The sequence below is a fragment of the Intestinimonas timonensis genome, assembly GCF_900626145.1.
GTDB classification, from domain to species: domain Bacteria; phylum Bacillota; class Clostridia; order Oscillospirales; family Oscillospiraceae; genus Intestinimonas; species Intestinimonas aquisgranensis.
In genome coordinates, this window is the sequence record NZ_LR130817.1 from 1,345,556 (window position 1) to 1,356,469 (window position 10,914).

The following is a 10,914-nucleotide window of genomic DNA, read 5'->3' on the forward strand; positions in this document are numbered from 1 at the left end:
ATGTTGGAATGGGGCGTGCGCCGACCCTTATAGCGCTGCCTGGGCGCCGCCCACCACCTCGGTGATCTCCTGGGTGATGGCAGCCTGACGTGCCCGGTTATAGGCCAGGTTCAGACTTTGCAGCATGGCCCGGGCGTTGTCGCTGGAGGACTTCATGGCGGTCATCCGGGCGTTCTGCTCCGAGCAGTAGGACTCCACCAGAGCGCCGAAGATGTCCCCCTTGATGTAGCCGGGGACCAGGAGGTCCATGACCGCCTTCACCGAGGGGATGTAGACCACATCCCGGTTGTAGCAGTCCCGGTTTTTGTCATAGACCGGGAAGGAATCCCGGTCCAGAGGCAGCAGCCGGTGGACGGTGGGTTCCATGCGGAAGGTATTGATCATCTTGGTAAAGAGGATGTATACCTCGTCCAGCTGACCCTCCAGGTAGAGGTCTATCATCAGCTCGGCGATGTCCCGTGCCCGGCCCACGTTGGGGTCCTGGGCGGTGTAGAGGAACTCCACATCGATGGGGATGCCGTGTTCCTGGAAGTAGGAACGGCCCGCCTGTCCCACCACAAAGAGGCTGGTGTTGGCAGTGCCCGCCATCTTCTCCTCCGCCAGCTTCAGGATGTTGTGGTTATAGGCACCGGCCAGCCCCTTGTCGCCGGCCACCACGATATAGCCCACCTTCCGCTTCTCCGGCGGGATCTCCGGGCGCTTGTCGAAAAAGCGGTGGTTGATCTCCTCGGAGTGGTGAAGGATATCGGAGAGGGTGGACTCGATCTTCTGAAAATAGGGCTCCACGTCACTCAGCTGCTTCCGGGCCTTGCGCAGGTTGGAGGAGGAGATGAGATACATGGCGTTGGTGATTTTTAACGTCTGCTCCACGCTCTTGATGTGGGTCCGGATCTCCTTTATGCTTGCCATGTGGCGCTCACCCGCTTCTTGGCGTCCTCCAGCACAGAGCGGATGGTATCAATGGCAGGTCCGCTCAGATTACCGGTGGACTGGATCTCTTCCACCACGTCGGCGTGCTCGTTTTCCATCTCCTGGGCAAAGTCCAGCACGAAGGAGCGCACCTTGTCCAGGGGCACATCGTCCACCAGGCCGTTGGTGGCCACATAGAGGATGATGGCCTGACGGCTCACCGGCATGGGGTGGTAGAGGGGCTGCTTCAAGAGCTCCAGCAGGCGGCGGCCGTGGTCCAGGGTCTGCTGGGTGGCGCTGTCCAGGTCGGAGGCAAACTGAGTGAACACCTCCAGCTCCCGGAACCGGGCCAGGTCGATGCGCAGGGTACCGGCGGTCTTCTTGATGGCCCGGGTCTGGGCGGAGCCGCCCACGCGGGACACGGAGAGGCCCACGTTGATGGCGGGCCGCTGACCGGCAAAGAAGAGGTCGTTCTCCAGATAGATCTGGCCGTCAGTGATGGAGATGACGTTGGTGGGGATGTAGGCCGATACGTCGCCGGCCTGGGTCTCGATGATGGGCAGGGCGGTCATGGAACCGCCGCCATACTCCTTGGTCAGGCGGCAGGCCCGCTCCAGCAGTCGGGAGTGCAGGTAGAACACGTCGCCGGGGTAGGCCTCACGGCCGGGGGACCGCTTGAGGAGCAGGGACAGGGTACGGTAGGCCACGGCGTGCTTGGAGAGGTCGTCATAGACGATGAGCACATCCTTGCCCTTGCTCATGAAGTACTCGCCCATGGCGGCGCCGGAGTAGGGGGCGATGTACTGGAGGGGTGCGGAGTCGCTTGCGGTGGCGGAGACGATGATGGAGTAGTCCATGGCCCCGTGCTTCTTCAGGGTGTCCTGGATGCGGGCCACGGTGGAGGCCTTCTGGCCGATGGCCACATAGATGCAGATGACATCCTGGCCCTTCTGGTTCAGGATGGCGTCCACGGCGATGGCCGTCTTGCCGGTCTGACGGTCGCCGATGATGAGCTCACGCTGGCCCCGGCCGATGGGCACCATGGCGTCGATGGCCAGGATGCCGGTCTGAAGGGGCACGTTCACCGGCTCACGGCTCACCACGCCGCTGGCCTCATGCTCGATGGGCCGGGTCTCGGTGGTCTTGATGGGGCCCAGGCCGTCGATGGGCTGGCCCAGCACGTCCACCACCCGGCCGATGAGGCCATCCCCCACGGGGACGTCGGCGGCCCGGCCGGTGCGCTTGACCACGGTGCCCTCCTTCACGCCGGCGTCGCTGCCCAGCAGCACCACGCCCACGCTGTCCCGGGCCAGGTTCATCACCATGCCCTTGACGCCGGTGTCCAGCTCCACCAGCTCGCCGTACACCGCCTTGTCCAGGCCGTAGACGGTGGCGATGCCGTCGCCCACCTCCAGCACGGTGCCGGTCTCGTCCCGGCGGACCCGGGTATCATATCCCTCAATCTCCTCCCGCAGGATGGAGACGATCTCTTCGGGTTTGGTATTCATGCCATTCGCCTCTCTTCCAGTTGCCGTTTCAGGCCGGAGAGCGCCCCGCGGACGCTCTTGTCATAGGTCACGCCCTCCAGCTCCAGGGTAAAGCCGCCCACCAGGGACGGGTCGATCTGGATGTCAAAGACGATGTCCTTCTTCTTGTGGAGCTTGCACAGCGCTTTCCTGAGCTTTTCCAGCTCTTCTTCTCCCGGCCGGCGGACGCAGGTCAGACGGCAGCGGACCGCTCCGCGCTGGGACAGGGCCCGGTCCCGGAAGGCCTCCAGGATGTCGGGCAGCAGGACCATACGCCCCTTCTCCGCCAGCAGGCGGTAAAAATTCAGCAGCAGGCCGCGGCCGTCCAGAGCCGGCAGCCGGGACAGCACCCGGGCCTTCTCCCAGGGCTGCACGGCGGGGGAACACAGACATTCCCACAGCGCCCCGTCCGCCATCAAAGTCTGGGCCGTGGCACGCAGGGACTCCTCATCGGGGGCCACCTCGTAGAGGGCCTCCGCATAGCGGCGGGCGAGCTCGCTCATGTCTGCTCACCCACTTCCGTCAAAAATTCGTCCACCATGGCCTGATCGCCGGCTTCGTCCACGGCTCTCTCCGCCACCTTGGCGGCGGCCAGCAGCGCCAGAGAAGCCACCTCATTCCGGGCGTCCCGCAGCATGGCCATCCGCTCGGCGGCGATCTGGGCCTCCGCCTGGGTGCGCACCTGCTTGGCGTCGGACTCCGCCTGGGCCAGCTTGCCCTCATAGGCCCGCTGGGCCCGGTTCTGGGCGTCGGCCATCAGCTTGGCCGCCTCCTGACGGGCGTCGGTGAGCTTGGCCTCATACTGGGTCTTCAGCTCTACGGCCTGACGGTTGTTCTCCTCAGCGGAGGAGATCTGCTCCTTCACCAGGGCAGCCCGGGCCTCCAGCACGGCGTTGACCCGTCCAAAGAGGAACTTGCGCAGAAAGGCATACAGGACGAGCAGATTGATGATGGTGAACAAAATGTTGGAAAGATGGAACTCCAGCATCGGGGGCGCCCCCTTAACCCACGAAGATGATGAGCAGGGCGGTGATGAAGCCGAAGATGGCGGTGCCTTCCGCCAGGGCACAGCCCAGCAGCAGGGCGCTGTTGATCTTGCCGGAGGCCTCGGGCTGACGGGCGATGGCCTCGCTGGCCTTGCCAGTGGCGAAACCGATGCCGATACCGGCGCCGATGCCGGTGAAAACTGCGATGGCAGCAGCAATGATACCAATAGACATGATGATTTCCTCCTATGAATTGAAATTTGTCTGATTTTCGGTCTTATTCTTCCTCTTTGATGCCCTCGCCGGTGAACAGGGTGGTGAGGAATACAAAGACGACGGTCTGGATCACTCCGTCAAAGAGATCGAAGTAGATGCTGAAAATGGCGGGCAGGATCACCGGCACCACGAATTTGAGCATCTCCATGATGATAAAGGCGCCCAGGATGTTGCCGAAGAGCCGCATACACAGGGCCAGGGGCCGGATGGCGACCTCCATCAGGTTGATGGGCAGCAGCAGTGGCATGGGCTCGGCGAACTTTTTGAGTCCTCCCAGCAGACCGTTGTACCGGAACTGGGCACCGTAGATGAGCACCATGCTCATGAGGGCCAGCGCTGCGGTCACGTTGATGTCCTTTGTGGGGGGCGTCAGGCCGAAGATGCCGATGAGATTGGACAGGGCAATGTACAGTGCCACCGTCCCTAGATAGGGGGCGAAGGGACGCCAGTGCCTGCCGATGTTGGTCTTGACAAAGCCGTTGAGGAACTCCACGGCGCTCTCCAGCGCCACCTGCACCTTGCCGGGACTTCGCACGCTGAGCCGCCGGGTCAGGAGCAGCGTGGCGATCATCAGCGCCGCAATGATGATCCATGACACCACCACCGACTCCGCCACCGGAATTCCTCCCAGCAGCGGAATGGTGAACACGGTGCGTGTCCCCAGCTCCTCCACCAGGGCTTCCTTGAATGCATCCAAACACATCACCTCGTTTTCGCGTGGGCCATCATACTCCATTGCCGGCTTTTTTGTAACCCTTTCGAAAGTAAAAAAAGTATCGAAAACATGGCTCCCCTCCGGACCACCCGGTTTGACAGGGCCGAGGATTTTTCCTATACTGGTGAAAAAGGAGGCGGAACCCATGCACACACAGGCAAAGCCGTCCATCCGCGCCCAACTGATCCATCTGAGCTTTGTGATTGTGGTGGTGTCCATCGCCCTCTCCCTGGTGGGCACGCTCTACTTCTCCCTGCGCAGTGAGCAGGCCGCTCTGGACAACAACCTCCTCAACTCGGCCTCCATTCTCTCCCAAGTACCCATGCTCCAGGAGGCCCTTCAGGGAGAGCTGTCCATTGACGAGCTGGCCGATTACCTGGATGACACCATTCTCCACACCTCGGACATCGATCTGATCCTGGTGGGCGACACCAGCTCCACCCTTTTCTATGTGCCTGACCGGTCCCTCATCGGTACCCCCTACTCCGGCACGGCGCAGGGGGAAGCCCTGGCTGGGGCTTCCCCCTACACCTCCAACGAGACCGGGCCCATGGGCTCTGACCACTCGGCCTACGCCCCCGTCCGTGACGAGGCTGGCAGCGTGATCGGCTTTGTTATTGTGGGGGTCTACTTCCGCAGCATGGCGGTGGTGGCTCTGCACACCGCGCTGCGTCTCATCGCCGTGGGCGTGGTGGCGGCCGCGCTGGGCTCCCTGCTGGCCCAGCGTCTCTCCCGCCGCATCAAGGAATCCCTGCTGGGCTACGAGCCCGACGCCTTTGCCCGCCAGTTCCTCCAGCGGGAGGACATCCTGGACGCCCTGGAGGAGGGCATCCTGGCCATCGACAGCGACCAGACGGTCATCTTTCTCAATGACTCGGCGGCGGAGATGCTCTCCCTGGACCGCACGGCCACCCTGGGCCGTCCCCTCCACCAGGTCTACCCCCGCTCCACCCTGGACCGCATCCTGCGGACCGGCCAGCCGGAATACAATGTGAGTATGAGCTCCCTCAAGGAGATCCGGGTGCTGGCCGACCGCCTGCCCCTCTATGAAAACGGCAGACTGGCCGGGGCGGTGAGCATCTTCCGGAACCGGACCGAGCTCACCCGTATGGCCGATGACCTCACCGGCGTACGCCACATGGTGGAGGCCATGCGGGCCTATACCCATGAATTTCTCAACAAGCTCCATGTGATCTTGGGACTTTTGCAGATCGGTGAGCCGGAAAAGGCCCAGCAGTACATCATGGACACCTCCCAGACCCACCGGGAGGCGGTGGGACGCATTATGAGTCAGATCCGCCAGCCCTCGGTGGCGGCCCTGCTGGTGGGCAAGACCAGCCGGGCCAACGAGCTGGGCATCCGCCTGGTGCTGGACCGGGAGAGCGCCCTCAGCGAGGACAGCCCCTGGCTGCCGCCGGATGCCTATGTGACCATTCTGGGCAACCTCATCGAAAACGCCATCGAGGTCCTCAACCAGTCCAGAAGCAGCACCAAGGAGATCTCGGTGAGCATCCGGGAGAGCGACGAGAGCCTCCTGCTGTGCGTGGAGGACACCGGTCCCGGCGTCTCTCCGGCCCTGCGCAGCACCATGTTCCAGCGGGGCGCCACCTCCAAGGGCAAGGGCCGGGGCACCGGCCTGTCCCTGGTCCAGGAGGTGGTGGAGGCCTATCACGGGGAGATCCGGGTGGAATCGGAGAGCGGCGTGGGCACGTCGTTCTTCCTCAGCTTCTGCCGGGAAGACCCGCCGGAGAACAAGGAGTGAACAGATGATATATCGTGTCGTGATCGTGGAGGACGATCCCATGGTGTCCCTCCTGGACCGCACCTTCACCGAAAAGGATACCCGGTTCCGGGTGGTCCAAACCTTCCAGGACGGTCAGGCCGCCCTGGACTGGCTGGCTCAGAACCCCGCCGACCTAGTGGTGCTGGACGTCTACATGCCCATCTTCACCGGTCTGGAGCTTCTCCAGGCCCTGCGCCGCCGGGACATTCCGGTGGACGCCATCATGGTCACCGCCGCCAATGACACGGCCACAGTGGACCAGCTGCTGAAGCTGGGGGTGGTGGACTACCTGGTCAAGCCCTTCACCTTTGAGCGCTTCCAGCAGGCTTTGGACACCTTCTGCCGCCATCGGGAGGCCGTGGCGGGGGGCGAGGTCACCCAGGGCGCCCTGGATAAGCTCTTCTCCCCCGCCGGTCCGGCTGCTCACAGCGCCCCCAAGGGCCTTCAGGAGAGCACGCTGGAGCTAATCCGCCAGTGCCTTCGGGACGCGCCGCCCCAGGGTCTGCCCAGTGAGGCCATTGCCCGGCAGACCAGTCTGTCGGTGGTGACGGTGCGCCGCTACGTCAACTATCTGGTGGAGCGGGGCGAGGCCGCCAGCACCGTCAATTACGACACCGGCGGCCGGCCCTGCCACCTCTACCGTCCCCAGCACTGATATAAAAAAAGACCGCCTAAAGGCGGTCTTTTTCTGTCTGGAAATGGAACTCAGTACGGCGGCTCAGACGCCCTCACCGAAGAACAGCTTCATGTCGTCCTCCACGGTGCCGATGCCGGCAATGCCGAAGTTCTCCACCAGCACCTTGGCCACGTTGGGGCTCAGGAAGGCGGGGAGGGTGGGGCCCAGGTGGATGTTCTTCACCCCCAGGTACAGCAGGGCCAGCAGCACGATGACCGCCTTCTGCTCATACCAGGCAATGTTGTAGATGATGGGCAAGTCGTTGATGTCCTCCAGCCCAAAGACCTCCTTGAGCTTCAGGGCGATGACGGCCAGGGAGTAGGAGTCGTTGCACTGGCCGGCGTCCAGCACACGGGGGATGCCGCCGATGTCGCCCAGCGGCAGCTTGTTGTACTTGTACTTGGCGCAGCCGGCGGTGAGGATCACGGCGTCCTTGGGCAGCGCCTTGGCGAACTCGGTGTAGTAATCCCGGCTCTTGGCGCGTCCGTCGCAGCCGGCCATGACCACAAACTTTCTGATGGTGCCGCTCTTCACCGCATCCACGATCTGGTCGGCCAGAGCCAGCACCTGGGCGTGGGCGAAGCCGCCCACGATCTCGCCCCGCTCCAGCTCCTGGGGCGGCGCGCAGCGCTTGGCCTGCTCGATGATGACGGAGAAATCCTTCTCCTCGCCGATTCCGCCGGGGATATGCTGGCAGCCGGGATAGCCCGCGGCGCCGGTGGTGTAGAGACGGTAGCGATAGCTGTCCTTGGGGGGCACGATACAGTTGGTGGTCATCAGGATGGGACCGTGGAAGGCCTCAAACTCCTCCTTCTGCTTCCACCAGGCGTTGCCGTAGTTGCCCACAAAGTTGGGATACTTCTGGAAGGCGGGATAGTAGTGGGCGGGGAGCATCTCGGAGTGGGTATAGACGTCCACACCGGTGCCCTGGGTCTGCTCCAGCAGCATCTCCAGGTCCCGGAGGTCGTGGCCGGACACCAGGATGCCGGGGTTCTTCCTCACGCCGATGTTCACCTTCGTGATCCTGGGGTCACCGTAGGTCTGGGTGTTGGCGCTGTCCAGCAGCGCCATGCCCTTCACGCCATAGCTGCCCGTCTCCAGTGTGAGGGCCACCAGGTCGTCGGCGGTAAGGCTGTCGTCCAGGGTGGCGGCCAGGGCCCGCTGGAGGAAGGCGTCCACCTCGCCGTCGTCCCGGAGCAGGGCGTTGGCGTGCTTGGAGTAGGCGGACAGACCCTTCAGGCCGTAGGTGATGAGCTCCCGGAGGGAGCGGATGTCCTCGTTCTCGGTGGAGAGGACACCCACCTGAGCGGCCTTCTCCGCCCAGCCGTCGGCCTCGTCCCAGAGGGCGGCCTGGGGCAGGCGCTCCTGCTCCCGCACCTTGGGCAGCAGTTCCCGCTTCACCTCCAGGGTGGCGGCAATCCGCGTCTCGATGGCCTCCTTGTCAAAGTTGGCATTGGTGATGGTGGTGAAGAGGTTCAGGGTGATGAGGTGGTTCACCTCCGCTGAAACCTCCTCGCCCTGGGCACGCAGGACGGTGGTCACGGCGGAGAGCCCCTTGGTCACATAGACCAGCAAATCCTGCATGGCCGCCACATCGGGCGTCTTTCCGCACACGCCCACTCTGGTGCAGCCGGTGCAGCCGGCGGTCTCCTGACATTGATAGCAAAACATATTGTGTTCCATTTGTGCTGTCCTCCTGGTCATAGCTGCGGCCGGGGCTCTCCCCAGCGCGGTGTATATCCTACTTGCTCAGTATACAATCTCACCTCAGCTATGTATGTTGTAATTCCAACAAAGCGCAAGTTTCTTCTCCGGCCAAAGAGGACAAAAACAGCGGCGTGGAGTCAGACTCCACGCCGCCATCGTCAAATGGGATCTCTCCGATCACTGATGCCCAGAATATAATCGGTACTGGTTTTATAAAATGCAGCCAGCTTGATCAGAACCTGAGTGGGAATATCATTTTCACCAGTTTCATACTTTGAATATCCGGTTTGGGACATTCCAAGAAATTGTGCCACCTGAGTCTGGTTCAAATCCGCGTCTTCTCGCAAATCCCGCAATCTGTTCATGGTCTTCACCTCGAACAGAGTATGGCATAACCTAAAACAGGTTATTTATTTTTAACCTGTTTTAGGTTATAGTCGCCGTTCTTCCAGTTGTCTGAGGCGATCTGCTGCGCCTCCTCGCGGCTCTCCGCTTCCACCGCGATGGTCATTTCCAGCGTTTCGGTGATGGTCACTTCATACTCTCTCATCGTTCATGCTCCTTTCCGTTGCTGCACCGAATGGGAATCCCAAGCCGGTGACAAAGGGTGTCATTCACGTCCTTGCCGGTGGGCGGCGGGCGGTTTTTGACCTCGTATTCTTTGGAAATGACCGCCATGATTGCCTTCGTTGCCAGCCTGCCGGGGCCATCGTTGTCCAGATGCAGATAGATGGTTTTCACGGACGGATGATCCTCCAGAAACCGGGTGAGGGCAACGGGCAGCTTGCTCTCCGCCAGCACCTTTTTCGGCTGATAGATCCCCGCCAGGGACAGCAGATTGTGACGCCGCCAGTCGATGCCGTCCAGCTTGCAGAGGGTCGCATAGGACATGACATCAATGGCGGATTCACACAGGTGTACCGCTGGATTATCCACGCAGGCGGGCAGGGCAAAGGAATAGTGTTTATCGCTACCGCTCAAGTCACCGTGGAAACGCCCTTCACCGATCCCGCGCAGACAGCCGAACCGTGCTTTTCCGTCCTTGTCAAAGCCTACGAAAACGACATTGCTGTGGCCCTTGTTCCGGCTTTCATAAAGCCTTCCAGTCTGGATGCAGTAGTCGATCACCCCTGGGTCGATTCCTCTTTTTTTGAGGTAGTCCACCATAGCCCGGTTATCGGGTGCGGCCTGCGGGAGAAGCAGATGCTTTGGCTTTTCCTCTTTAGGAGCAGGCACAAAAGAAGGCGGCTTGATTGCCGCCCTTCCGGTGATGGTTTCCATCGCGTCCATAAACGAATAGCCATTGACCTTAATGAGATAGTCCAGGGCGCTGTATCCGCCGATTCCACGGGAGAACCAGCACCACTTGCCGTTGGAAATCCGCAGGCTGTCATGGGTCTTGGTGCAGTAGACTTCGCCGGACACATGGACAAGTTCTTGCGGTTCGCAGGTTTGCAGGTAGGTGAGCAAGTCCACCTGCCGCGCTCGTTCAATCGTTTCCGAGTCGTAATAAGGCATGAAAAATAGCCCCCTTTCCATAGCCGTAGATTTGCCGTCCGATTGGGATAGCTGACTATGTAAAAAGGGGCTTGTATGAAAAAAGCCGAGAGGTAACCGTCAAAGGAGCAGGCGGATAGACATGTATGAGATAATAGTGCTGGAACGTAGCGGAACGTTCCAGCACTATTTTGTACGGGGGGTCTTGCAGTGACATCTATCGAGTTGAAACACCAGGCACAGTTACAGGAATGGGCTTCAGCAATCAAGGCCTGCCGGAGCAGTGGGCTGTCGGTAGGCCAATGGTGCCAGGAGAATGGAATCGCGGTATCCACCTATTTCTCCTGGCAGAGGAAGGTGTTCCAGGCCCTGAAAGAAGTCCAGGAGGTAACCTTTGCAGAGGCGCCAATCATGGAGCGTTCCCAGCTCTCCGGGCATATCGTAGCCGCTATGGAGGTAAGCGGTGTGCGGATCCAGGTCTATGGGGGAGCGGATGAGGCCACACTGCTGGCGATCCTCCGGGCAGCAAAGTCATGCTGAACGATTTTAGTTGCAGCTGTCCGGTGTACATCGCCTGCGGATACACAGACCTGCGGCGGGGCATTGACGGGCTGGCAAACCTGGTAAAGAGCCAGTTCCAGATGGACCCGTTTCAGCGGGCGCTGTTTCTCTTCTGCGGGCGGCGGCGGGACCGGCTCAAGGCGCTGTACTGGGAGGGAGACGGCTTTTTACTGCTGTATAAGCGCCTGGNCCCTCCCGGTGAACGCACCCCAGGAATGCAGAAGTCCTAAATCATAATAGAACTGCAGGCCGCCATCTCAATGCACAGGCACTGAGAT

At 61.4% G+C, this 10,914-nt stretch carries 14 protein-coding genes; 4 read left to right on the forward strand and 10 right to left on the reverse strand.

Going from position 1 to position 10,914, the window contains the following annotated elements:
• Window positions 1-27 precede the first annotated feature (27 nt).
• From atpG to E0E29_RS13440, 6 genes are read right to left on the reverse strand one after another with little or no spacing between them, the layout of a single operon-like run.
• Complete coding sequence (atpG, locus tag E0E29_RS13415; RefSeq protein ID WP_130850263.1) at window positions 28-909, reverse strand: ATP synthase F1 subunit gamma; 882 nt, start codon at window positions 907-909, stop codon at window positions 28-30.
• Entirely contained in the window at window positions 897-2,417 is a 1,521-nt protein-coding gene (gene atpA, locus E0E29_RS13420) for a F0F1 ATP synthase subunit alpha (RefSeq protein ID WP_130850264.1), read from the reverse strand. The genes atpG and atpA overlap by 13 nt, the downstream gene beginning before the upstream one ends.
• Entirely contained in the window at window positions 2,414-2,938 is a 525-nt protein-coding gene (gene atpH, locus E0E29_RS13425) for an ATP synthase F1 subunit delta (protein ID WP_130850265.1), read from the reverse strand. The genes atpA and atpH overlap by 4 nt, the downstream gene beginning before the upstream one ends.
• The gene (gene atpF, locus E0E29_RS13430; RefSeq protein ID WP_130850266.1) at window positions 2,935-3,423 is read right to left on the reverse strand and encodes a F0F1 ATP synthase subunit B; all 489 of its coding nucleotides are present in this window, start codon (window positions 3,421-3,423) and stop codon (window positions 2,935-2,937) included. Before atpF ends, atpH begins: the two co-directional genes overlap by 4 nt.
• 13 nt (window positions 3,424-3,436) lie before the next feature.
• A complete protein-coding gene (atpE, locus tag E0E29_RS13435; RefSeq protein ID WP_204740016.1) occupies window positions 3,437-3,655 on the reverse strand; it encodes an ATP synthase F0 subunit C in 219 nt (72 codons plus the stop codon).
• Between the two features lie 43 nt (window positions 3,656-3,698).
• Window positions 3,699-4,400 carry a F0F1 ATP synthase subunit A gene (locus E0E29_RS13440; protein WP_130850268.1) on the reverse strand — a complete coding sequence of 234 codons (702 nt, stop codon included), beginning with the start codon at window positions 4,398-4,400 and terminating at the stop codon, window positions 3,699-3,701.
• Between the two features lie 157 nt (window positions 4,401-4,557).
• Between E0E29_RS13440 and E0E29_RS13445 the strand changes: the two genes are divergently transcribed.
• Both E0E29_RS13445 and E0E29_RS13450 read left to right on the forward strand, forming a co-directional pair.
• Window positions 4,558-6,174, forward strand: a complete 1,617-nt coding sequence (locus tag E0E29_RS13445; RefSeq protein ID WP_130850269.1) for an ATP-binding protein — start codon at window positions 4,558-4,560, stop codon at window positions 6,172-6,174.
• A gap of 4 nt (window positions 6,175-6,178) precedes the next feature.
• Window positions 6,179-6,850: a response regulator gene (locus E0E29_RS13450; protein ID WP_242622504.1), complete on the forward strand. Its 672-nt coding sequence runs from the start codon at window positions 6,179-6,181 to the stop codon at window positions 6,848-6,850.
• 63 nt (window positions 6,851-6,913) lie between these two features.
• Here E0E29_RS13450 and hcp read toward each other — a convergent pair whose 3' ends face one another.
• The 4 genes from hcp to E0E29_RS13470 all read right to left on the reverse strand — a co-directional run bounded on the left by hcp (window position 6,914) and on the right by E0E29_RS13470 (window position 10,096).
• Entirely contained in the window at window positions 6,914-8,554 is a 1,641-nt protein-coding gene (gene hcp / locus E0E29_RS13455) for a hydroxylamine reductase (RefSeq protein WP_130850270.1), read from the reverse strand.
• Window positions 8,555-8,736: 182 nt separating this feature from the next.
• On the reverse strand, window positions 8,737-8,943 hold the full coding sequence (locus tag E0E29_RS13460) for a helix-turn-helix domain-containing protein (RefSeq protein WP_130850271.1): 207 nt from the start codon (window positions 8,941-8,943) through the stop codon (window positions 8,737-8,739).
• A gap of 41 nt (window positions 8,944-8,984) precedes the next feature.
• The gene (locus E0E29_RS13465) at window positions 8,985-9,128 is read right to left on the reverse strand and encodes a DpnD/PcfM family protein (protein WP_130850272.1); all 144 of its coding nucleotides are present in this window, start codon (window positions 9,126-9,128) and stop codon (window positions 8,985-8,987) included.
• Window positions 9,125-10,096 carry a DUF3991 and TOPRIM domain-containing protein gene (locus E0E29_RS13470; RefSeq protein ID WP_130850273.1) on the reverse strand — a complete coding sequence of 324 codons (972 nt, stop codon included), beginning with the start codon at window positions 10,094-10,096 and terminating at the stop codon, window positions 9,125-9,127. Before E0E29_RS13470 ends, E0E29_RS13465 begins: the two co-directional genes overlap by 4 nt.
• Window positions 10,097-10,285: 189 nt before the next feature.
• Between E0E29_RS13470 and tnpA the strand changes: the two genes are divergently transcribed.
• Complete coding sequence (tnpA, locus tag E0E29_RS13475; RefSeq protein ID WP_130849755.1) at window positions 10,286-10,615, forward strand: IS66 family insertion sequence element accessory protein TnpA; 330 nt, start codon at window positions 10,286-10,288, stop codon at window positions 10,613-10,615.
• Window positions 10,609-10,866: an IS66 family insertion sequence element accessory protein TnpB gene (gene tnpB / locus E0E29_RS13480; RefSeq protein ID WP_130850274.1), complete on the forward strand. Its 258-nt coding sequence runs from the start codon at window positions 10,609-10,611 to the stop codon at window positions 10,864-10,866. The genes tnpA and tnpB overlap by 7 nt, the downstream gene beginning before the upstream one ends.
• Window positions 10,867-10,914 lie beyond the last annotated feature (48 nt).

What these genes read in the sequence shown, in the direction of transcription:
- atpG (WP_130850263.1), bottom strand. Translation starts at nt 909, where the DNA reads ATGGCAAGCATAAAGGAGATCCGGACCCACATCAAGAGCGTGGAGCAG.
- atpA (WP_130850264.1), bottom strand. Translation starts at nt 2,417, where the DNA reads ATGAATACCAAACCCGAAGAGATCGTCTCCATCCTGCGGGAGGAGATT.
- atpH (WP_130850265.1), bottom strand. Translation starts at nt 2,938, where the DNA reads ATGAGCGAGCTCGCCCGCCGCTATGCGGAGGCCCTCTACGAGGTGGCC.
- atpF (WP_130850266.1), bottom strand. Translation starts at nt 3,423, where the DNA reads ATGCTGGAGTTCCATCTTTCCAACATTTTGTTCACCATCATCAATCTG.
- atpE (WP_204740016.1), bottom strand. Translation starts at nt 3,655, where the DNA reads ATGTCTATTGGTATCATTGCTGCTGCCATCGCAGTTTTCACCGGCATC.
- E0E29_RS13440 (WP_130850268.1), bottom strand. Translation starts at nt 4,400, where the DNA reads ATGTGTTTGGATGCATTCAAGGAAGCCCTGGTGGAGGAGCTGGGGACA.
- E0E29_RS13445 (WP_130850269.1), top strand. Translation starts at nt 4,558, where the DNA reads ATGCACACACAGGCAAAGCCGTCCATCCGCGCCCAACTGATCCATCTG.
- E0E29_RS13450 (WP_242622504.1), top strand. Translation starts at nt 6,179, where the DNA reads ATGATATATCGTGTCGTGATCGTGGAGGACGATCCCATGGTGTCCCTC.
- hcp (WP_130850270.1), bottom strand. Translation starts at nt 8,554, where the DNA reads ATGGAACACAATATGTTTTGCTATCAATGTCAGGAGACCGCCGGCTGC.
- E0E29_RS13460 (WP_130850271.1), bottom strand. Translation starts at nt 8,943, where the DNA reads ATGAACAGATTGCGGGATTTGCGAGAAGACGCGGATTTGAACCAGACT.
- E0E29_RS13465 (WP_130850272.1), bottom strand. Translation starts at nt 9,128, where the DNA reads ATGAGAGAGTATGAAGTGACCATCACCGAAACGCTGGAAATGACCATC.
- E0E29_RS13470 (WP_130850273.1), bottom strand. Translation starts at nt 10,096, where the DNA reads ATGCCTTATTACGACTCGGAAACGATTGAACGAGCGCGGCAGGTGGAC.